This window comes from Pseudomonas sp. NFPP07 (genome assembly GCF_900115645.1).
Classification (GTDB): domain Bacteria; phylum Pseudomonadota; class Gammaproteobacteria; order Pseudomonadales; family Pseudomonadaceae; genus Aquipseudomonas; species Aquipseudomonas chlororaphis.
The window spans coordinates 569,867-591,358 of sequence record NZ_FOXG01000001.1 but is presented as its reverse complement, the minus strand read 5'-3'; the positions used below and the strand labels follow the sequence as shown (position 1 = coordinate 591,358).

19 protein-coding genes are annotated in these 21,492 nt (G+C 63.4%); 7 read left to right on the top strand and 12 right to left on the bottom strand.

Going from position 1 to position 21,492, the window contains the following annotated elements:
- Positions 1-78: 78 nt before the first annotated feature.
- Both BM019_RS02805 and BM019_RS02800 read left to right on the top strand, forming a co-directional pair.
- Entirely contained in the window at positions 79-453 is a 375-nt protein-coding gene (locus tag BM019_RS02805; RefSeq protein WP_009045314.1) for a hypothetical protein, read from the top strand.
- A gap of 152 nt (positions 454-605) precedes the next feature.
- Complete coding sequence (locus BM019_RS02800) at positions 606-965, top strand: PilZ domain-containing protein (RefSeq protein WP_009045313.1); 360 nt, start codon at positions 606-608, stop codon at positions 963-965.
- Between the two features lie 3 nt (positions 966-968).
- Here the strand turns inward: BM019_RS02800 and BM019_RS02795 are convergent, their stop codons facing one another.
- The 6 genes from BM019_RS02795 to BM019_RS02770 are packed head-to-tail and all read right to left on the bottom strand — an operon-like array spanning position 969 to position 7,732.
- Positions 969-2,300: a DUF58 domain-containing protein gene (locus tag BM019_RS02795; RefSeq protein WP_092417544.1), complete on the bottom strand. Its 1,332-nt coding sequence runs from the start codon at positions 2,298-2,300 to the stop codon at positions 969-971.
- Between the two features lie 28 nt (positions 2,301-2,328).
- Positions 2,329-3,354 (bottom strand): AAA family ATPase, encoded by a 1,026-nt coding sequence (locus tag BM019_RS02790; protein ID WP_007931180.1) that lies wholly within the window; start codon positions 3,352-3,354, stop codon positions 2,329-2,331.
- Complete coding sequence (locus BM019_RS02785; protein ID WP_092417543.1) at positions 3,351-4,514, bottom strand: DUF4350 domain-containing protein; 1,164 nt, start codon at positions 4,512-4,514, stop codon at positions 3,351-3,353. The genes BM019_RS02790 and BM019_RS02785 overlap by 4 nt, the downstream gene beginning before the upstream one ends.
- Positions 4,511-6,049 carry a DUF4129 domain-containing protein gene (locus BM019_RS02780; protein ID WP_092417542.1) on the bottom strand — a complete coding sequence of 513 codons (1,539 nt, stop codon included), beginning with the start codon at positions 6,047-6,049 and terminating at the stop codon, positions 4,511-4,513. The genes BM019_RS02785 and BM019_RS02780 overlap by 4 nt, the downstream gene beginning before the upstream one ends.
- Positions 6,036-7,013 (bottom strand): stage II sporulation protein M, encoded by a 978-nt coding sequence (locus BM019_RS02775; protein WP_062824824.1) that lies wholly within the window; start codon positions 7,011-7,013, stop codon positions 6,036-6,038. Before BM019_RS02775 ends, BM019_RS02780 begins: the two co-directional genes overlap by 14 nt.
- Positions 7,010-7,732, bottom strand: a complete 723-nt coding sequence (locus tag BM019_RS02770; protein ID WP_009045307.1) for an RDD family protein — start codon at positions 7,730-7,732, stop codon at positions 7,010-7,012. Before BM019_RS02770 ends, BM019_RS02775 begins: the two co-directional genes overlap by 4 nt.
- 182 nt (positions 7,733-7,914) lie before the next feature.
- On the opposite strand from BM019_RS02770, the gene sbcB reads away from it, so the two are divergent.
- Positions 7,915-9,345 (top strand): exodeoxyribonuclease I, encoded by a 1,431-nt coding sequence (gene sbcB, locus BM019_RS02765; protein WP_092417541.1) that lies wholly within the window; start codon positions 7,915-7,917, stop codon positions 9,343-9,345.
- A gap of 104 nt (positions 9,346-9,449) precedes the next feature.
- Here sbcB and mvaT read toward each other — a convergent pair whose 3' ends face one another.
- Entirely contained in the window at positions 9,450-9,824 is a 375-nt protein-coding gene (gene mvaT, locus BM019_RS02760; RefSeq protein ID WP_007931174.1) for a histone-like nucleoid-structuring protein MvaT, read from the bottom strand.
- Between the two features lie 338 nt (positions 9,825-10,162).
- On the opposite strand from mvaT, the gene purU reads away from it, so the two are divergent.
- Both purU and BM019_RS02750 read left to right on the top strand, forming a co-directional pair.
- Positions 10,163-11,011 carry a formyltetrahydrofolate deformylase gene (gene purU, locus BM019_RS02755; protein ID WP_062824826.1) on the top strand — a complete coding sequence of 283 codons (849 nt, stop codon included), beginning with the start codon at positions 10,163-10,165 and terminating at the stop codon, positions 11,009-11,011.
- A gap of 93 nt (positions 11,012-11,104) precedes the next feature.
- Positions 11,105-11,287, top strand: a complete 183-nt coding sequence (locus BM019_RS02750; RefSeq protein ID WP_007931171.1) for a hypothetical protein — start codon at positions 11,105-11,107, stop codon at positions 11,285-11,287.
- On the opposite strand, the gene BM019_RS02745 is transcribed toward BM019_RS02750, so the two are convergent.
- From BM019_RS02745 to BM019_RS02730, 4 genes are all read right to left on the bottom strand, one after another.
- On the bottom strand, positions 11,274-12,269 hold the full coding sequence (locus tag BM019_RS02745; protein WP_085532099.1) for a glucosaminyl phosphatidylglycerol flippase: 996 nt from the start codon (positions 12,267-12,269) through the stop codon (positions 11,274-11,276). The genes BM019_RS02750 and BM019_RS02745 overlap by 14 nt on opposite strands.
- Positions 12,266-13,042, bottom strand: a complete 777-nt coding sequence (locus tag BM019_RS02740; RefSeq protein WP_092417540.1) for an N-acetylglucosaminyl phosphatidylglycerol deacetylase — start codon at positions 13,040-13,042, stop codon at positions 12,266-12,268. Before BM019_RS02740 ends, BM019_RS02745 begins: the two co-directional genes overlap by 4 nt.
- Positions 13,035-14,156 carry an N-acetylglucosaminyl phosphatidylglycerol synthase gene (locus BM019_RS02735; protein WP_009045302.1) on the bottom strand — a complete coding sequence of 374 codons (1,122 nt, stop codon included), beginning with the start codon at positions 14,154-14,156 and terminating at the stop codon, positions 13,035-13,037. The genes BM019_RS02740 and BM019_RS02735 overlap by 8 nt, the downstream gene beginning before the upstream one ends.
- Before the next feature lie 171 nt (positions 14,157-14,327).
- Positions 14,328-16,217, bottom strand: coding sequence for a methyl-accepting chemotaxis protein (locus tag BM019_RS02730; RefSeq protein WP_062824830.1), 1,890 nt, complete (start codon positions 16,215-16,217; stop codon positions 14,328-14,330).
- Between the two features lie 180 nt (positions 16,218-16,397).
- Here BM019_RS02730 and BM019_RS02725 point away from each other — a divergent pair, with 180 nt between their 5' ends.
- Positions 16,398-17,885: a helicase HerA-like domain-containing protein gene (locus BM019_RS02725; protein WP_092417749.1), complete on the top strand. Its 1,488-nt coding sequence runs from the start codon at positions 16,398-16,400 to the stop codon at positions 17,883-17,885.
- 15 nt (positions 17,886-17,900) lie between these two features.
- Here BM019_RS02725 and BM019_RS02720 read toward each other — a convergent pair whose 3' ends face one another.
- A complete protein-coding gene (locus BM019_RS02720) occupies positions 17,901-18,356 on the bottom strand; it encodes a DUF721 domain-containing protein (RefSeq protein WP_007931160.1) in 456 nt (151 codons plus the stop codon).
- 306 nt (positions 18,357-18,662) lie between these two features.
- Between BM019_RS02720 and secA the strand changes: the two genes are divergently transcribed.
- Complete coding sequence (gene secA / locus BM019_RS02715) at positions 18,663-21,404, top strand: preprotein translocase subunit SecA (RefSeq protein ID WP_092417539.1); 2,742 nt, start codon at positions 18,663-18,665, stop codon at positions 21,402-21,404.
- Positions 21,405-21,492 lie beyond the last annotated feature (88 nt).

Genomic DNA, 21,492 nt, shown 5'->3' with positions numbered 1-21,492 from the left:
TCGTTTGTTTCTTTAAACGAACATTCCTGAAGATTTTCCAACGCGGGTCGATAACGTGCACAAGACAGGAGAACCCCCATGCGATTCGTGCTCATTGCTGCCCTGGCCGTCAGTGTTGTCGGCTGTACCCGCTGGTCGATGGACCATCATCTGAATACCGCCTACCGCGCCTACGACGCCGGCAACTGCGAACGGGTGATGCTCGAACTGAGCCAGGTCGACCGCACGAGTCGCTCGCGCCCTTATATCCAGCCCGAAGTATCGATGCTGCGCGGACAGTGCCTGGAGCGGCAGAAGCTATTCCTCGATGCCGCGCAGACCTACCAGTACATCATCACCGAACACCCCAGCAGCGAGTACGCCTACCGCGCCCGCGCGCGCCTGGAAACCCTGCAGCAACTGGGTCATTACCCTTCGCGCAACAGCGCTCAGGCGCGTCCGACCGCGTTGTAACAATCGTCATCAGGCTATTGCTGATCTCGCGTGAGCCTTGAGCTAACATCTGTGGGCCTGTTTTAGAGTATTGTTTCTAAAATGGGCCGGCCGGGGCCGACAGTCCTCGGCGCGACGATGCGCAATGACCTTCTTAAATAGCGATGCATGACATGTTCACGGACCGGCGGATCGAGCGGCACCAGTTGCCGTGTTTTTTGAAAGTCTTCAATCGGCTGACCGATCGACCCATCGGTTATCTGGGCAACGTTTCCGAAGATGGCTTCATGTTGATCAGCCAGTTGCCGATGCTGATCGGCGCCGATTTCGAGTTGCGCCTGCAGGTGCCCGGCCGCGACGGCCAGCTGCAACCGATCGAGATCACCGCCTCTTGCCGTTGGTGCCATGAAGATGTCACGCCCCATCATTACGACACCGGCTTCGTGCTGCTGCGTTCGCCTCCCGAGTACCGCGAGCTGGTGACGGCCTTGCGCACCTATTTCAGTTTCTACCCGGTGCAGACCTCCGCCTGACCGCTACAGCGTCCCGGCCTTTTTCCAGCTGAGGTAACGGGTCACCAGTTCCGCCCCCAGTTCACCCGGCCGCACATCGAGCAGGGCAACGCCCTGGGCGCTCAGGCGCTCATGCAGGTCGGTGCGGGCATTCAGGTAATTGATCGTGCCGCAGTAGGTCAGGGCGTCGGGCAGGTTGTGCACCGGCGCCTGGCGCAACTGATCGAGGACTTCCTCGCGCAGGCTGGCCACCAGCACCCGGTGCTGGCGCCCGAGGCGCTTGACCGCGGTCAGCAGTTCCTCGTCGTCTTCGTCCCGCAGGTTGGTCACCAGCACTACCAGGGCCCGGCGTTTCTGCCGGGCCAGCAGCTCGCTGGCGGCGGCCTGGAAGTCGGCGCAGCGCTGGCTGCTGTCCAGGTCGTAGACAGTGTTGAGCAAGGCGCTCAATTGGCCCGCGCCCTTGACCGGCGCCAGATAGCGGCGGCGTTCGCCGGCAAAGGTGCTCAGGCCCACCGCGTCGCCCTGGCGCAAGGCGACATAACTGAGCAGCAGGCAGGCGTTGAGCGCGTGGTCGAAATGCGCCAGTTCGCCGTCCTGGCTGCGCATGCGTCGCCCGCAGTCGAGCATGAAGACGATCTGCTGGTCGCGTTCGTCCTGGTACTCGCGGGCAATCGGCGTGCGTTGCCGGGCGGTGGCTTTCCAGTCGATCTGGCGCAAGCTGTCGCCCTCGCGAAACTCGCGCAGCTGATTGAACTCCAGGCCCAGGCCACGGCGCGGCTGTTGCCGCACACCGATCTGGTTCAGCCAGTTGTCGACGGCCAGCAGCCGGGCGCCGTAGAGGCGGGCGAAATCCGGGTAGACGCGCGTGCTGTCGTCGAGCTTCAGCAACCGACGCGCCGACCACAGGCCCAGCGGGCTGGGCAGGCTGACCTCGCAGCGCTCGAAGTTGAAATGGCCGCGCTTGAGCGGACGCACCCGATAACCCAGTTCCTGCGACTGGCCCGGCTCCAGGAGCAGCGACTGCGGCAGGTATTCGAAGCCCAGGCCATCGGGCACATGATCGAACAGCTCCAGGGTCAGCGGCTGGGCAAAGTCGTGGCGAACCTCCAGGCGCACTTCGCTCCAGCGCCCCAGGGGCAGGCTGCCGGGCAACTGGCGCCGCAGTTGGGGGGAAGGCAGGCGCCTGAGCCGGAAGGCGTCCAGCACGGCCAGCAGCAACAGGGCCAGGAGCAGGCCCCAGGCAATCGCTTGCAGGCTGGCCGCGACCGCGAGGCCGTAGGCCCGCGCAGCGCCGAGCAGCACGTCCAGCGCCAGCAATACGCCGAGCCAGGTCAGAAACAGGCGTGAGGGTTTCATCGCTTTGGCGGGCTCATAGTCATGAAGCTCACAGTCGCGGCGCCGGCACTTGATCGAGCAGTTGCTTGAGCACCTGCTCCACCGACAAGCCTTCGATATCCAGCTCCGGGGCGATCCGCACGCGATGCCGCAGCACCGCCAGGGCGCAGCCCTTGATGTCGTCCGGAATGACGAACTCGCCGCCGCGCAGCAAGGCCCTGGCCCGGGCCCCACGGACCAGGGCGATCGACGCCCGCGGCCCGGCGCCGAGGGTCAGCCCCGGCCAGCTGCGGGTGGCCCGGGCCAGCCGCACGGCGTAGTCGAGGACCTGCTCGTCCAGCGGCAGGTCGCTGGCGATCCGCTGCAGGGCCAGCACGTCCTTGGCCTGCAGCAGGGTACGCAGCGGTTGCACGTCGAGCATGTCGGCCCGGGGCGAGCGGGTGACCTGGCGGACCATGTGCAATTCCTGGTCGCTGTCCGGGTAATCCATGCGCAGCTTGAGCATGAAACGGTCGAGTTCGGCTTCCGGCAGCGGGTAGGTGCCTTCCTGTTCGATCGGGTTCTGCGTGGCCAGGACCATGAAGGGCTGGGCGATGGGCAGCGCCCGGCCTTCGAGGGTGACCTGGCGCTCCTGCATGGCTTCGAGCAGGGCGGCCTGGGTCTTGGCCGGCGCGCGGTTGATCTCGTCGGCCAGCAACAAGTTGGTGAACAAGGGGCCCTTGCGCAGCTTGAACTGCTCGGTCTGCAGGTCGTAGACCGCATGGCCGGTGACGTCGCTGGGCATCAGGTCCGGGGTGAACTGGATACGCGCGAACTCGCCGCCAAAGCAACGGGCCAGGGCGCGCACCAGCAAGGTCTTGCCCAGCCCGGGCACGCCTTCGAGCAGCACGTGGCCACCGGCGATCAGGGCAGTGAGCACGTCGTCGATCACCGCGTCCTGGCCGATCACGACCTTTTGCAGTTCGTGGCGCAGGGCCTGGGCCAGCTGGCTGGCGCGCTGGCGTTGCTGGACGGCATGCGCTTGGGCATGGCCGGGCTCGGTGGCGGGAAGCGGTTCGGCGGGAAGGTCGCTCATAGGGCATTCCTGAGAGTTTGCAGGTGGGTGACCAGGCGGCTGAAGTCGGCGCTGGAAAGGCGTTGTGCCGGCTGGGGAGCCAGGGCCTGGCTGATGACGCTGTCCGGTTGCCGGGTAAGGCGGGCCAGGACCTGCCCTTGTTCGGCGGCGGTGAGTCGTTCGAAACCGGGATGACGATGCTGGGCGCGGCGCAGGATGTCCTGCTGCAGGCTATGCAGCAGCCCCTGCTGACCGGTGTGGCGCAACAGGAAGTGGGCGCTGGCTTGCAGGTGCTCGCGCAACTGGCGCCGGGCCCTGGGCATCGGGGCCTGCATCGGTCCGTGGCGAACCCCGACATGCCACAGCCACAGGCCGAGCAGTGCGGCGAGGGCCACCAGCGCCTGGGGGAAATACTTCAGCAGCAGGCTCCAGAGGCTGTCGTGATCGGTGTCGAACAGCAGGGTGACGTCGCTGTCGGCGCTCAGGTACCAGAGCAGCCAGGCGTTGTCGTACTTGGCGATCAACGGAGTCTTCCAGATCTCGGCGTCGGTGAGCACGGTCACCGAACCCTGGCCGTAGCTCAGTTGCATCATGTGGGTGGCCCGGGCGCTGTTGGCCCAGGACTGGGAGAGGTTGTCCGGGTCTTCCAGGTGGAAGTCGGTGTCGAAACCGATGTAGGCCGGCGCGTCTTGGTCTTCCAGGTAGAGCTTGGTCAGTTTCGGGTAGGGCTCTTTGCCGGCGCCTGGCGGCGGGGCTTTGAGGTCCTTGCTGAGAAACTGGCGCAGGTGCAGGCGATCGAGCAGCAGGTCGCCGCTGCGTCCGGCCTCTTTGTTCCACAGCGCTTCGGCGACGAACAGCAGGCGCCCGCCGGCCCTGGCCCAGTCCAGCAGTTGCTCGACCTGCTGCGGCGTCATGTTCGAGCGCTCGCCCAGCAGCAACAGGCTGTTCTGCTGCGGCTTGAGGGTCGGCAGCACCTCCAGGCCGTTGGCGTGGTGAACCTGCAAGCCGCGCTGGCGCAGGAACATTTCCGCCGCCAGGTAAGGGTTGGCGCGGGCTTGCGGGGAGGGGCCGTGATCGATGGTTTCCTGGTAGGGCCGGGCGTTGAGGTAGAGGTACAGCAGCAAGCCGCCGAGCAGGCCAGCGACCAGCAGCGCGAGCAGCGGCAGCAGGCGCCGGTTCATCGTGGGGCTCCCGGGCCGAACAGGGTACGCCAGCCATCGCACAGTTCCTGCTTCAACTGAGCGGGAGGCAGGCGATGACCGTAGGCCAGGTTCTGCCAGTGCAGGGTCAGGCTGCTGCTGAACGCCTGGAGCTGGGGCAACTGCAAAGCCTTGACCTGCTCGAGGACCTGGCCCTCGGTGTCCGCCGGTTTCAGCGGCAGGCGGAAGTCATGCAGGAGCCGGCTCAGCAGCGCGCGGTACAACAGCCCGAGGGCTTCGCGTGGCTGCTGTGGCCAGAGTGCCTCGGCAGCGGCGGCGACATCCTCGGGCAAGGCGTTGGGGCTGAGGTCCAGGCCGAACAGCTGGTGCGGAGCGGCTCGCGCGGGTAGCTTGCCTGGCAGCGGGCGGCGGCCGACAAAGGCCCGCAACCATTCACGATGACGCCACACCAGCAGGGCCAGCGCCCCCAGCAGCAGGGCCCAGAGCAGGATCTCCAGGGCCTTGGCCGCGGCGCCGAAGACGCTGCTGTCGAGCCGATCGATCAGGGCCTTGAGCCAGCCCGGCAGCTCAGATTGTTCAGCGCTTTTCGGGCTGTCTTCGTCGAACCGGTAACGGGTCACGGTCTGCGGGTTCTTGAAGGGCGGCTGGTCGAGGATCTGGTTGATGCTGTCTTTCGCGGCCTGGCTGGTCAGCGGTTGATCCAGCAGGCGCGGGCTGTCAGGGCCAGTGGCCGGCTCGGCGGCCCAGGCTTCTGGCGCCAGGGGCAGCAGGCTCAGGCTGCCCAGGACCAGCAGCAGGGCGGCGCCACTCAAGCGCTGCCGCAGGCGGCGCAGCACCAGTTCGATATCCCAGGCTTCCAGCAGCGTGCGGCGATTGAGGTAGAGGCTGAAGCCGCAGGCGACGTACACCGGCTCCCAGACAATCAAGACCAGCGCGTAAAAAGCGTTGGTCAGGTGTTCGAGCCAGAGCCAATCCTGCTCGGCAGCGGCAATCAACGTCTGCCAGTCCCAGTCCAGCTCGATCTGTTGTGGCAGCAGCAGATAGAACAACGCCAGCAGGCCGATCCACAAGATGCCTTCCAGGTGCATGCCGATCAGAGTCAGCCAGTGCGCGGCCCCGGCATTGCGCTGTTGCAGCACCCGCACCCGTTGCTGGCGCGCCTCGCCGCTCAGGCCCTCGAGCTGCACCACGGGCATGATGAAACTGCGGCTCAGGCTCAGGCGGCGCCAGGTCAGGCTGGCCAGCAGTTGCGGCTTGAGCAGCCTGGGCCATTGGCGCAGGGCCTGGCGCAAGGTCGGGGTTTCGCCGAACAGGGCTTTGGCGAGGATGTACAGCGGCAGCCGTTCGAAGGCCGGCTTGAGCCACCAGAACAGCAGCAGGGCGAGGGTGGGCGAGTCCCAGAGCAACAGGCTGAGCAGGGCGAATACCGGCAGGGTGATCAGCGCCCAGCTGGTCATTAGCAGGCGTCGGTGGCGCTGGCTCAGCAGTACTCCCAGGTCCATGGCTTCCCAGGTCGTGCGCGGGCGAATCACCACGCTGGCTTCACTCAGGCGCATGGCGGCGTCCAGCGAATATCAGGTAGGCCAGGACCAGCAGCCAGCAGATGCCGCCGACCAGGTATTTGATCCAGGCCGCGGGCCAGGTCAGGGAGGACCAATAGGCTTCGATAAAGGCAGCGATCAGCAGGAACAGGATGACCCCGCAGATCAACTGCACGCTGGTGCGCGCGGCCAGCAGCAAGGCTTCGCCGCGGGGCAGGCGTCCGGGGGCGATCAGCGCCCAGCCCATTTTCAATCCCGCCGCGCCGGCCAGGGCGATGGCGCTGAGTTCGAAGGCACTGTGGCCGACGACAAACGACCAGAAGGTGGCGCCATAGCCGATCTGGGTCAGGTGCCCGGCCACCGCGCCGATGGTCAGGCCGTTGAAGAACAGGAAGAACAGGCTCCCCAGGCCAAACAGCAGGCCGCTGGCAAAGGTCTGAAAAGCGATGCCGATGTTGTTCATGATGTAGTAGCCGAACATCATCCAGTCTTCGCCGGCGGCCCGGTTGGCGAGGCGGCCCAGGCGACTGGCGCCTGGATCGTAGAGGCGTTGCATTTCGGCCACCTGTTGCGGGCTGACCACGCTGTAGATCAGTTCGGGCACCAGGTACACCAGCAGGCCGATACCCAGCAGGCTGCCAAAGAACACCAGGCTGGCGGCCAGGACGAAGCGCCATTGTTCGCGCACCAGCTGCGGGAAACCGGCCAGGACAAAGCCCAGGACCCGGGCGCCCAACGGGCTGCGTTGGCGATAGAGCTGCTGATGGCCGCGCAGCGCCAGTTGTTGCAACGGGTCGACCAGGAAACTGCTGTAGCCGCGTTCCTGGGCCAGGGCCAGGTGTTGGCACAAGCGGCGGTAATCCTCGGGGAAACGGGCATAGGTCTCGGGCGTCGCCTGGCCGCGTTCCAGTTGTTCGAGCTGTTCGCGCAGGCGCTGCCACAAGGCTTGATGACGGTTTTCGAACAGGCTCTGTTTCATGTCGGCCCCAGCAGTCCGCGGGCGATGCCATTGAGTTCGTCACGGGCCTGCGCGGGCGTTACATGCAGAGGCTCGGCGAGTAGCGCGGCCAGCTCCTGGACCCGGTCCGCGGACAGTTGTTCCTGGCGTTCGGCGAAGCTGAGGATGGCCCGTTGTTCAGTCAGGCTCAGGGCGAAGGCGGCGGTTCTGGCGGGCACTGCCGGCAAGGTCGGGCGAACCACCGGCTGCTCGCGGTAGATCACCAGGGTGCCGGCCGCCAGGTCGCCGAGGCGCTTGAAGGTCGGGTGCTGCAGGCAACTGATGGCGCCGAGGCAATAACCGAACGGCAGCATGTCGACAAAACGCAGCAGGTTGCGGGTCAGGGAAGGGCCCCAGCCGATGGGCGTGCCATCGTCCTGCACGACCCGCAGGCCCATCAGCTGCTTGCCTGGCGAGCAGCCCTGGTTCAACACCTCGAACAGCACCATGTACCACCAGCTGACCAGAAACAGCAGGATCGAGCCCAGCCCCATGCCGAGCTGGCCGAGAAACCCCAGGACAATAAACAGCACGCCGAGGATCAGGCCACGAAAGCCCAGGTCGATGGCAAAGGCCAGCGCACGCGACATCAGCCCCGCCGGCCGCAGCGGCAGGTCGATGCCTTCTGGCGTTTCGACCTGGTAGCGGGTGTCCAGTGGCGGGGGCAATGCTTTCCCTGGCAGTGCTGTCGTCTCGAGCATAGGCAACTTGAGGCTGGCCTGGTGGCGATGGATGACCGCCTGATGCTAGCAGTGTCGGAGGGGCGAACGACATCATTTACTGTGCCGCGTGACGTGCGCCGTTACCCTTGAATCATCACAAGGCTGGCCGCGGCCGGTGCCAAGCGCCTAGACTTTGCCGGTCTTTTGCTCAGGAACAGCCCGTGACTTCCATCTTCTGGTACGACTACGAAACCACCGGCATCAACCCGCGCTGCGATCGGCCGTTGCAGGTGGCGGGGATTCGCACCGACTTCGAACTCAACGAGATCGGCGAGCCGGTCAATCTTTACTGTCAGCCCAGCGACGACATCCTGCCCCATCCAGCGGCCTGCATGATCACCGGCATTACCCCGGGCCGGCTGGCCGAACAGGGGCTGAGCGAAGCCGATTTCATGACCCGGGTGCACGCCCAGCTGGCGGCACCGGGCACCTGTGGCGCCGGCTACAACACCCTGCGCTTCGACGACGAGATGACCCGCTACAGCCTGTACCGGAATTTCTTCGACCCTTATGCCCGCGAGTGGCAAGGCGGCAACAGCCGCTGGGACCTGATCGATGTGGTGCGCACCGCCTATGCCTTGCGCCCGGAAGGGATTGTCTGGCCGCGGGACGAGGAGGGGCGGGTGACCCTGAAGCTGGAGCGCCTGACCGCCGCCAATGGCATCGATCACGGGCATGCCCACGAAGCGCTGTCCGATGTGCGCGCCACTATTGCCCTGGCCAGGTTGATTCGGGACAAGCAGCCGAAGTTGTATGAATGGCTGTTCCAGTTGCGCAGCAAGCAGAAAGTCATGGACCAGGTTCGTCTGCTGCAACCGCTGGTGCATATTTCCGGACGCTTTTCCGCGGCGCGCAGTTATGTCGGTGTGGTCCTGCCGCTGGCCTGGCATCCGCGCAACCGCAACGCCCTGATTGTCTGTGACCTGCACCTGGACCCACAGGGATTGCTCGAGCTGGACGCCGAGACGCTGCGCCAGCGTTTGTATACCCGCCGCGAAGACCTGGCCGAAGGCGAGTTGCCGGTGCCGTTGAAGCTGATCCATATCAACCGCTGTCCGGTCGTCGCGCCGCTGAATGTGTTGCGTGGCGAAGACCAGCAGCGTTTGCAACTGGATATGGCGGAATATAAGGCCCGGGCGCTGCGGCTAAGTGACGCACAAGAAGTTTGGCGGGATAAACTTGCGGCTATTTATGCCAGCGAGGACTTTGCCCCCAGCGTCGATCCCGAGCAGCAGTTGTACGACGGTTTTATCGGCGATCGCGACCGACGCTTATGCGAACAAGTGCGCAATGCCGAGCCGCTTCATTTAGGGCAAGAGCAATGGCCGTTCGATGATGAACGTTTGCCCGAATTATTATTTCGTTATCGCGCCCGTAACTTTCCTGAAACCTTGAACGGGGAGGAGCAAGAACGCTGGAAGTCATTCTGTCAGCAGCGCCTGTGCGACCCGCAGTGGGGAGCGCCCAATACCCTGGAAAGTTTCAATCAGGCGGCTGCCGAACTACGGCTGAGTGCTACAACGATTCAGCGTCAGGTGCTGGATGAATGGCAGGATTACAGCCGGTCGCTGGCCCTGCGTTTCGGGGTTTGATTGTTCGGCTTAGTACATTCCGGGCATTTGCCGGAAATAAAAAAACGCCAGCAAGCTGGCGTTTTTTCATAAGGTCGCAAATCCCTCTGTGACGGCTATACGGCTTAACCCAGCAGGGTTGCCCAGCCTTCGACCACGTCGCCGCCCCACTTGGCTTTCCACTCTTTCAGGGTTTTGTGGTTGCCGCCCTTGGTTTCGATGACTTCGCCGTTGTGCGGGTTCTTGTATTGTTTGACCTTGCGTGCGCGCTTGGTGCCGGTAGTTTTGGCGGCAACACGTGGCGCCTTAACTTTCGAGTCCGGATCCAGCAGCGCGATGATGTCGCGCAGGGACTTGGAGTATTCACCCATCAGGGCGCGCAGTTTGCCTTCGAATTCCAGCTCGGCTTGCAGTTTGTCGTCTTGCGACAGGTTCTTCAAACGGGCTTGCAGCTCTTTGATAGCTTCTTCTGTGGCGCGGTATTCGTTGATCAGGGACATGAGAATTGCCTTATGTTGAGTGCTGAGTGGCAGGTGACAGTGGCGTAATAATAGTCAGGCAGTTTCCTCAAGTAAACAATAAAGCCGGCTTTTATTTAATTTGATTAGAGTGTTTAGCAAAGATCCTGATTGATGAGTTAAATATTGTGAACGAGTCCGCACGACTATTTTCCACAAAGTTATAGGACTATTTCCAAGTGTGGCTGATTTCCCTCTCGCATCGGGCATGAGCCCTACAGGCTGCTCAGAGGAATCGGATTCCGACATCACGAATACTGCAGTTTTGTCGCGCAATCGCTAGAATGGCGGCCTTTGCGAAGTTCTGGAGTTTCCCCCTCATGCGCACTTTTCGGTTGGTGATTTCCTGCCCGGACCGCGTTGGCATCGTTGCCAAAGTCAGTAACTTTCTGGCGTCCCACAACGGCTGGATCACCGAAGCCAGTCACCACTCGGATGACCTGAGTGGCTGGTTCTTCATGCGTCACGAAATACGTGCCGACTCTTTGCCGTTCGGCCTTGAAGCCTTTCGTGAAGCCTTTGCGCCGATTGCCGAAGAGTTCTCGATGGACTGGCGCATCACCGATACCGCGCAGAAGAAGCGTGTGGTGTTGATGGCCAGCCGTGAGTCCCACTGCCTGGCGGACCTGTTGCACCGCTGGCACAGCGACGAACTCGACTGCGAGATCTCCTGTGTGATTTCCAACCACGACGACTTGCGCAGCATGGTCGAATGGCATGGCATTCCTTATTACCACGTGCCGGTCAACCCTCAGGACAAGGAGCCGGCGTTCGCCGAGGTCTCGCGCCTGGTCAAGCAGCACGACGCCGAAGTGGTGGTGCTGGCGCGCTACATGCAGATCCTGCCGCCAGAGCTGTGCCGCGAATACGCGCACAAGGTGATCAACATTCACCACAGCTTCCTGCCGTCGTTCGTCGGCGCCAAGCCTTACCACCAGGCTTCCCTGCGTGGTGTGAAGCTGATCGGCGCGACCTGCCACTACGTGACCGAAGAGCTGGATGCCGGCCCGATCATCGAGCAGGACGTGGTCCGTGTCAGCCACAGCGACAGCATCGAAGACATGGTGCGTTTCGGTCGTGACGTCGAGAAGATGGTCCTGGCCCGCGGCCTGCGCTACCACCTGGAAGACCGCGTGCTGGTGCACGGCAACAAGACTGTCGTGTTCTGATCCAGAGTGTTCTGATTAAAAGCGCTCTGATCGAATCCGCCGGGCCCGGGCATCCAAGCCCCAGGTCCGGCGATTTTTCATGAGGATCGACCGATGAGTGATCCACTGGACAAAGCCACATCCAAGGCACCCGCCACCCTCGGCGAGGGCTGCCTGAGCCGTTACGACCCGGACGACATGAGCGCCGAGGACGGTACCGAGTTTCCCGGCGCCGCCGAGTTGTGGCAGCAGTTGCAGCAGGATGCCCCGGATACAGAGCCGCCTAAGCCTGCTTGAGCTTCATCAGGGTGCGCAGCAAGGGGCGCCCGACCATCATCAGGAATACCGGCCCGCCGGCCAGCAGATAGAAATAGTAGGTAACGGCCCGCCAGATCAGGATGGCCGCGGCCGCCGTCGATTTCCCCACCATGGGCGCCAGCAGCGCCGCCGATGTCAGCTCCGCCGCTCCCGCGCCGCCGGGCAGCAGGCTGAATTGCCCTGCGCTCAGGGCGAGCATCTGAATCAGAAAGGTCCAGGCCCATTGCAGGTCCACCCCCAGCCCGCGCAACGCCAGGTACAGCACGCTGTAGCGCAGAGCCCAATGCATGCAGGTCAGGGCAAAGACCCCCGTCAGGGTCTGCCAGGGCAGTTTCAGGCTATCGCCGAAGGCCTTGAGGAAATGCAGCCATTTGCGCGCCCGGCGCCGACGGGTCGCGGGGCGAATCTTGAAGGGCGCAAGCAGATGGCCGCTGAGCAGGATCAGGCGACGGTGGTAGCGGGCTATCGCCAGGCAGATGCATAACCCGCCGAACAGCGAAAGGCTGCTGAGGGCCAGCAGCCATTCCAAACGCTGGCTGAGGTTCTGAAACAGCGCGTAGAACAGGATCCCCAGCAGCGCGCAGAGGAAGAACAGCAGGTCGCTCAATTGATCCATGGCGAACACCGCGCTGCCGTGAGCCGGACGCACGCCGTTACGCGCCAGCAGGGCCATCAAGGTCAGGGGGCCGCCACTGCCGCCGGGCGTGGCGCACATGGCGAACTCGGTGGACATTACCACCGCGAGACTCTTCCAACGCCCCAGCCGGCCGCGGTGTCGGCCCAGCAGCAGGCTCAGGCGCAGCGAATTGATGATCCAGCACAGCAGAATCATGCTCAGCATGCCCAGCAGCAACGGCAGGGAAAAACGCTGGACCCGCCCCCACAGTTCGCCGCCGCCCAGCAGCAGCGGTACCAGGAGCGCCGCCAACAAGGCCATGGCCAGCCAGATCGCCCGGCTCATGGGGTACCGCGTGCCCTTGGCGGCTGGGTGTCGAGCCAGTCGGCCTTGGTCAGTGGCTGGCGTCCTTGCTCCAGCAGGCGTTCGAGGGTGTCCAGCCAGTACTGGCGCGAGTCGGGGTGACGCATGTCCACCGGGTGCAGGCCGAGGCGAATCACCGATGCCTGCTGCCAGCGTCGTTCGCGTTGCAGGCTGAGCAGCCGGGAGGCTTTGCGGCGCCAGGCGCTGCGGGCGCTCCACACCAGGCCGGGGGCGGCGATCGGCGAGAAGTCCGGCAGCCGGTACAGATGCTGCGGGCCGCTGGTGTAACGCAGGGGCAGTTGGCGCAGGGCCTGGCGCGTACCCGGGCTCATCAGCCAGGCGGGGGCGACGAAGCCCTGCAGGGGCCAGTTATAGCGCTGGAACAGTTCCAGCCCGGCATGCAGGCGTGCCAGGGCGGCGTTTTCCGAGAGACTGTAGAACTCACCCTCATGGGTGTACACGCGACGCATGAACCAGTCATACGGGGTGCGCGGTGGCGGACCCTCGTCGCAATGGAAGTAACCGTGCAGCACCAGTTCGTCGCCGCGTTCCAGGCGCGCGCTGAGCAGACGGCGAAAGCCGGGATGAGCATCGAGCGGGTTGTGCCGGTGAAAATCCGGTACCACCAACCAGGTCATCGGCACGTTGCCCATGGCGTCGACGGCTTCGACGAAGGGTTGGTAGTCGATCCAGGTTTGTGGCGCGACATCGTGCAATACCAGCAGCACGCTGGGCCCCCCGGCGGACTCAACCATGGGCCAGCATCGGCTGCTGGGTGCCGAGCACGGCGCGATAGTGCTCCAGCAGGCTGGCGACCACCGTATCCCAGGCGTAATAACGTTCGACATGGCGGCGCGCCCGTTGGCCTCGCTCGGCACAGCCTTGGGCGAACAGCTCCTGCACGGCACGGGCCATCGCCAGCGGATTGTTCGGCGCACAGAGCAAGCCGCCTTCCGCGGTGACGATTTCCTGGAAGGCCCCGGCGGCCACCGCCACCACGGGAATGCCGCTGGCCATGGCTTCGAGGATCACCAAGCCAAAGGTTTCCTGGTCCCCGGCATGGACCAGGGCATCGGCGCTGGCCATCAGGCGGGCGACCTGAGGGGCCGGGCAGAACTCGTCGATCACCGTGACATTCTCCGGCACCGCCGTTGGCATGGCCGAGCCCACCAGCAGCAGGTGGTAGCGCTTGCCCAGGCGTTGCATGCAGTTGAGCAGCACCGGCAGGTTCTTTTCCTTGGAGCCGCGACCGGCAAAGATCAGCAGGCGGCTGTCTTCGGCAATCCCCAGTTCGGTGCGCAGGCCGGGGTCGCGATGACTCGGGTGGAAGGTCTGCAGGTCGACGCCCAGCGGTTGCACATAGACGTTGCGCACGCCCAGGCCGATCAGTTTGTCGGCCATGACCTGGCTGGGGGCCAGGACCCGGTCGAAGTTGCCGTACAGCTTGCGCACATAGGCCTCGACATTCGGGGTGAACCAGGGGCCCATGCGGTTGCTGACCAGCAGCGGCAGGTCCGAGTGATAAAAGCCGATCACAGGTACATCCAACTGGCGCCGCGCATCCAGGGCCGCCCAGGCGGTGAGGTAAGGGTCGCCGACTTCGATCAGGTCCGGTTGCAGGCCATGGAGAATATTGCGCCAGGGCCCCAGGCGCAGGGGAAAACGGTAGCCCTTGCCAAAGGGCAGGGCGGGAGCGGGGACTTCATAGATGCCGTCGCGTTCGCTGAAGTGGGCCCCGGGGATCAACAAACTGTGGCGGATTCCTGGTTGGCGTCCCAGGCGACGATGCTTGGCGTCCAGATAAGTGCGCACGCCACCGCTGGCAGGGGCGTAGAACATGGTTATGTCAGCGATATGCACGATGATCATCCCTCCGATCCGGTGTTCTCCCTAGGGTTGACCCTTATCAAGGATAGATGTTCGGTCGGGATGCCGTGGCGGTTGGCGATGCGTCTGGATGAACGGTTTGCTGCGGATGCGGGAGGGATTGTCGGCAGTCCGGTGCCTGGGTGTTGCCCAGGCGCCGGGTGGCTGAAGGGATCAGATACGGAAACTGCCGACCAGTTGCTTCAGGCGTGCGGCCTGCTGCTCGAGGTCGGAACAGGCGCGCAGGGTCGACTGCAGGTTTTCCACCCCTTCCTGGTTCAGGGTGTTGATCTCGGTGATGTCCATGTTGATCGACTCCACCACCGAGGTCTGTTCCTCGGTCGCGGTAGCCACGGACTGGTTCATGCCGTCGATCTCGCCGATGCGCTGGGTCACGCTGTTCAGGCGCTCGCCGGCCTGGTTGGCGATCTCCACACTGTCCTGGCTGTGGCGCTGGCTGTTGCTCATGGTGCTGACCGACTCGCGGGCGCCGACCTGCAACTCCTCGATCATGGTCTGCACCTGTTGCGCCGATTCCTGGGTGCGGTGGGCCAGGTTGCGCACCTCGTCGGCAACCACGGCGAAGCCGCGCCCGGCCTCGCCCGCCCGCGCCGCCTCGATGGCCGCGTTGAGGGCCAGCAGGTTGGTCTGCTGGGAGATGCTGGTGATGACTTCGAGGATCTGCCCGATGTTCACGGTCTTGCTGTTGAGGGTTTCGATGTTGCTGCTGGAGGCGCTGATCATGTCCGACAGCTGGTTCATCGCCAGGATGCTGCGGTCCACCACTTGCTGGCCGTCCTCGGCCAGGCTGCGCGCGTCGCTGGCCTGTTGCGAGGCCTGGGCGGCGTTGCGGGCGATTTCCTGGGCGGCGGCGCCGAGCTGATTGATCGCCGCGGCCACGCTGTTGGTGCGGCTGGCCTGCTCGTCGGAGTTGAGCATCGACGAATTGGAGGCGCTGACCACGCGCAGGGCGACTTCGTTGACGTGCTCGGTGGCCGACGAGACTTCGCGGATCGAACCGTGGATGCGTTCCACGAAGCGGTTGAACGCGGTGCCGAGGATGCCGAATTCATCCTGGTTCTGGATGGTCAGGCGGCGGGTCAGGTCGCCTTCGCCGTCGGCGATGTCCTGCATGGCGCGGGTCATGACATGCAGGGGCTGCATCAGCACCCGGATCAGCATGCCCAGCAGGGCGATGATGATGGCCACGGCGATGACGGTGGCAATGATGGCCGAAGCGCGGAACTCGCTGAGCATCGAGAACGCCTTGTCCTTGTCCACGGACAGGCCGATGTACCAGTTCACCGACGGCAGGCCCTTGATCGGGGTGAAGGTGACGATGCGGGTCTTGCCCTCGACTTCGATTTCGCTGAAATCGCCACTGATGCGTGGCGTGTTCTGCGGGTAGGCCTCGCTCAGGCTCTTCATCACCAGCGCCTTGTCCGGATGCACCAGGATCTTGCCGTCGGCGCTGACCAGGAAGGCATAGCCCATGCCGTCGAAATCCAGGGCGTTGAGGGTTTCGATCAGGGTTTGCAGGCTCAAGTCGCCGCCCACCACGCCGATGCTTTGCCCGCCGTTACGCGAGGCGGTGGCGACGGAAATGATCAACTGGCCGGTAGCTGCATCTATATAGGGTTCTGTGAGGGTCGAGCCGCTGCTGCTTTCGGCACCCTTGTACCAGGGGCGAACGCGCGGATCGAAGCCGTCGGGCATCTTCGCGTCCGGGCGGATGGTGAAGCTGCCGCTGGCATCGCCCAGGTAGGAGGCCATGAAGGTCGAGGTCAGGGCCTTCTGTTCGAGCAGGCTGGCCACCTTGGTCGATTGCGGTTCGATCGCCAGGTTTTGCGCCAGGTTTTCGATCAGCAGGATGCGCCCGGTGAGCCAGGTCTGGATGTTGCTGGCGGTCACATCGCCCATTTCATGCAGGTAATTGTCCAGGTCTTCGCGGATCGCATTGCGCTGTAAATAGTCGTTGTACAGCGTGAAGGAAGCGAAGGCGGCAATAACGATGAGGGCGGCGGCAAGCAGGATTTTATGGCTGAAGCGCAGGTTTTTGTTCATGGCTTGTGGTGTCCGCTAGGTCTTAATGTCACGAGCGTGCTCTTATAAAAGCGCGCAAAATGGGCGGGGTTGAAAGTAAGTTGATATTTCCTCCTCTCCTTGGGGAATTATCTGAACTATTTTTCAGTCTTTTCTGATCTATCGGCCGGTCAAGGCTAAAGATTAACCATGGGTGACAAAATGCCGGATTCATCGCAACTCGTTATCGGTGCCGACCTCGCGGGGCAACCGATTGCCCAGGCCATGCGCCTGGCAAATCGTCACGGGCTGGTGGCAGGCGCTACCGGGACAGGGAAAACCGTCACCTTGCAGCGACTGGCGGAAGCGTTCAGCGATGCCGGTGTCGCGGTGTTCGCCGCGGACATCAAGGGTGACCTGTGTGGCTTGGGCGCCGCGGGCAATCCCCAGGGCAAGGTCGCCGAACGTATTGCCGGGATGCCGTGGCTGAACCACAAGCCCCAGGCTTATCCGGTCACGTTGTGGGACATTCACGGGCAGTCCGGGCACCCGCTGCGCACTACCCTGAGTGAAATGGGCCCGCTGCTGCTGGGCAGCCTGCTGGAGCTGACCGACAGCCAGCAATCGGCGTTGTACGCGGCATTCAAGGTGGCCGACCGCGAAGGGCTGTTGCTGCTCGACCTGAAAGACCTCAAGGCGTTGCTCAACCACCTCAAGGACAACCCGCAGTTGCTGGGGGATGACGCGGCGCTGATGACCACCGGCTCCAGCCAGGCCTTGTTGCGACGCCTGGCGACTCTGGAACAGCAGGGCGCCGAGGCTCTGTTCGGCGAGCCGGCCCTGCAACTGGAAGACATCCTGCAGCCGGCCAGTGACGGGCGCGGACGGATCCACCTGCTCGACGCCAGCCGCCTGGTGCACGAGGCGCCTAAGGTCTATGCGACCTTCCTGTTGTGGCTGCTGGCCGAGCTGTTCGAGCAACTGCCGGAGCGCGGCGATGCGGAAAAGCCGCTGCTGGCGCTGTTTTTCGACGAGGCCCACCTGCTGTTCGCCGGCACGCCCAAGGCGTTGCAGGACCGGCTGGAACAGGTGGTGCGGCTGATTCGCTCCAAGGGCGTGGGCGTGTACTTCGTCACCCAGTCGCCAGGCGACTTGCCGGACGACGTGCTGGCGCAACTGGGGCTGCGCGTCCAGCACGGCTTGCGGGCCTTCACCGCCAAGGAACAGAAGTCCTTGCGCGCCGTGGCGGATGGCTTCCGGCCGAACCCGGCGTTCGATGCGCTGTCGGTGTTGACCGAGCTGGGGATTGGCGAGGCGTTGGTCGGTACCCTGCAGGAAAAAGGCACGCCGGAGATGGTCCAGCGAGTGCTGGTGGCACCGCCGCAATCGCGCATCGGGCCGCTGACCGAGGCCGAGCGTGCAGCGCTGATCAACAGTTCGCCGTTGGTCGGCCGCTATGACAAACCGGTCGACCGCGAGTCGGCCTATGAAGTGCTGATGGGACGCAAGGGCCTGGCACCGGAGGCCGAGGCTGCGCCGGGCAAACCGGCCGCGGAGGAACCGAGCTTTACCGATCGGGCCGGCGAGTTCCTCGGTACTGCCGCCGGTCAGGCCCTGAAGTCCGCCATGCGTCAGGCCGCCAATCAGTTGGGCCGGCAACTGGTGCGCGGGTTGATGGGGTCTCTGCTGGGTGGCAGCAAGCGCCGCTGATCGGCGGCTGGCCAGTTACGCCCGTGGTTTGGCGTGGCTGGCCAAGCGCTCCAGGGCGGCGCGCAGGTTGGGATCGGTGATGCCGTCGGCGGTGGCCTGAATGGTCTCGGCGGCATTGCTCGACAGGTCCATGGTATGGCCGGCCGCACCCCGTTGTACGGTGGGAGGCTGCACTTTGAACAGAATCCGCGTCAGATTGTTGAACTCATTGAACTCCAAAAGCTGACGTTGCAGACGTTTTTGCTGATAACGCAGGCGCGTCGCCCAGTGGCCGTCGGTGACGATCAGCAGCAGGCTGCCTTCGCGCCAGGAGGCGACATGGCAGTGTTCGCGCGCGGCCGGTTGCAGCTGGCTTTCCAGCAGGCGCTGCAGATGCGCCAGGCGCTGGGCGTGGCCGAGTATGGCTTTGAGAGGCTTGGCTTCGCGAAGGAGTACGGCGGGTGCTCTGGCCGTAAGAGGGCGAAATGCCATGATCAGACACCTGAAGTTACAGAGCCGCCATGGTAGCAGAAAGCGCTGGCCGGACCTCGCTCATCGCTGCGGCGAGGCTTTATCCATTAAATCAATGGTTAACTTCGTACTCGTCCGGGTTGAAACTGGCGCAAAAGGCCTTATTGTAAGTGGGCCCCGTCACAGCGCTGTACCAGCATCGTGGAATAACGCCACTTTCCTCACCATCGTTTCCGGGTAGAATACTCGTTCGCATGCGGCCATGAGGGCTGCACGGGCGACTCACGGGGCCGCCCTCCATCCCTATGTGTGGAAGATCCTGCCGATATGTTTGCGCCTTTGTTAAAGAAACTTTTTGGAAGCAAGAACGAGCGTGAAGTCAAACGCATGCTCAAGACGGTACAGATCGTCAATGCCTTCGAAGAGCAAATGGTGGCCCTTTCGGACGATCAGTTGCGCGCCAAGACTGCAGAGTTCAAGGCCCGCATAGCCAAAGGTGAAACCCTCGACAAACTGCTTCCCGAAGCCTTTGCGGTCGCCCGCGAAGCCGGCAAGCGGGTCATGGGTATGCGCCACTTTGACGTACAGTTGATCGGCGGCATGACCTTGCATGAAGGCAAGATCGCCGAGATGCGTACCGGTGAAGGCAAGACCCTGGTGGCAACACTGGGCGTTTACCTCAACGCGCTGTCCGGCAAGGGCGTGCACGTGGTCACGGTGAACGACTATCTGGCCCGCCGCGACGCCAACTGGATGCGCCCGCTGTATGAATTCCTCGGCCTGACGGTCGGCGTGGTCACGCCGTTCCAGCCGCCGGAAGAGAAGCGCGCCGCCTACGCCGCCGACATCACCTACGGCACCAACAACGAATTCGGTTTCGACTACCTGCGCGACAACATGGCTTTCAGCATGGAAGACAAGTTCCAGCGCGAGCTCAATTTTGCCGTGATCGACGAAGTCGACTCGATCCTGATCGACGAGGCCCGTACCCCGCTGATCATCTCCGGCCAGGCCGAAGACAGCTCCAAGCTCTACACCGAGATCAACAAGCTGATCCCGCGCCTTGAGCAGCACATCGAGGAAGTGGAAGGCGAGGTCACCAAGGCCGGTCACTTCACCGTCGACGAGAAGACCCGTCAGGTCGAACTCAACGAAGCCGGTCACCAGTTCATCGAAGAGATGCTGACCCAGGTCGGCCTGCTGGCGGAAGGCGAGAGCCTGTACTCGGCGCACAACCTGGGCCTGCTGACCCACGTCTATGCCGGTCTGCGCGCGCACAAACTGTTCAACCGCAACGTCGAATACATCGTCCAGGATGGCCAGGTGGTCCTGGTGGACGAACACACCGGTCGTACCATGCCGGGTCGCCGTCTGTCCGAGGGCCTGCACCAGGCCATCGAAGCCAAGGAAAACCTCAACATCCAGGCCGAAAGCCAGACCCTGGCGTCGACCACCTTCCAGAACTACTTCCGTCTGTACACCAAGCTGTCCGGCATGACCGGTACCGCGGACACCGAAGCGTTCGAGTTCCATCAGATCTACGGCCTGCAGGTGATGGTGATTCCACCGAACAAGCCGCTGGCTCGTAAAGACTACAACGACCTGGTGTTCCTGACCGCGGACGAGAAATATGCCGCGATCATCAACGACATCAAGGAATGCATGACCCGGGGCCGTCCGGTTCTGGTGGGTACCGCGACCATCGAAACCTCCGAGCACATGTCCAACCTGCTCCAGAAGGAAGGCATCGAGCACAAGGTCCTGAACGCCAAGTTCCACGAAAAAGAAGCGGAAATCATTGCCCAGGCCGGTCGTCCGGGCGCCCTGACCATCGCCACCAACATGGCCGGTCGTGGTACCGACATCCTGTTGGGCGGTAACTGGGAAGTCGAAGTCGCCTCCCTGGAAAACCCGACCCCCGAGCAGATTGCCCAGATCAAGGCTGACTGGCAGAAGCGCCACCAGCAAGTGCTGGAGTCCGGCGGCCTGCAGGTGATCGCGTCCGAGCGTCATGAATCGCGCCGCATCGACAACCAGCTGCGTGGTCGCGCCGGTCGTCAGGGCGACGCCGGTTCCAGCCGTTTCTACCTGTCCCTGGAAGACAGCCTGATGCGCATCTTCGCCTCCGATCGGGTGAAGAACTTCATGAAGGCTCTGGGCATGCAGTCCGGCGAAGCCATCGAGCACCGCATGGTGACCAACGCGATCGAAAAGGCCCAGCGCAAGGTAGAAGGCCGCAACTTCGACATTCGCAAGCAACTGCTCGAGTTCGACGACGTCAACAACGAACAGCGTAAAGTGATCTATCACATGCGTAACACGTTGCTGGCCGCGGACAACATCGGCGAGACCATCTCCGACTTCCGCCAGGACGTGCTCAACGCCACCGTCAGCGCGCACATCCCTCCACAATCGCTGCCTGAGCAGTGGGACGTGGCCGGTCTGGAAGCAGCGTTGCAAAGCGACTTCGGTGTGTCCCTGCCGATCCAGCAATGGCTCGACGAAGATGATCACCTGTACGAAGAAACCCTGCGCGAGAAACTGCTCAACGAGCTGGTGGCGGCGTACAACGAGAAAGAAGACCAGGCCGGTGCCGAAGCACTGCGCACCTTCGAGAAACAAATCGTTCTGCGCGTACTGGACGACCTGTGGAAAGACCACCTGTCGACCATGGACCACCTGCGTCACGGTATTCACCTGCGTGGTTATGCGCAGAAGAACCCGAAACAGGAATACAAGCGCGAGTCCTTCACCCTGTTCTCCGAGCTGCTGGATTCCATCAAGCGCGACTCGATCCGTGTGCTGTCGCACGTTCAGGTTCGCCGCGAGGATCCGGTCGAGGAAGAGGCGCGCCTGCGCCAGGAAGCCGAGGCACTGGCCCAGCGCATGCAGTTCGAGCATGCCGAAGCCCCAGGCCTGGAGCAGCCGGAAGCGCTGGAAGAGGGCGTCGATGTCGACGTGGCCCTGGCTTCGGCTCCGGTACGCAACGAGCAGAAACTGGGCCGCAACGAACTGTGCTACTGCGGTTCGGGCAAGAAGTACAAACACTGTCACGGCCAGATCAACTAAGATTTTCGCCAGACACTGAAATACCCGCGCCGCGACCGGCATCAGCCGTCGCGGCGTTTTTCCATTCGCCGCACTGCCTTTTGCGATG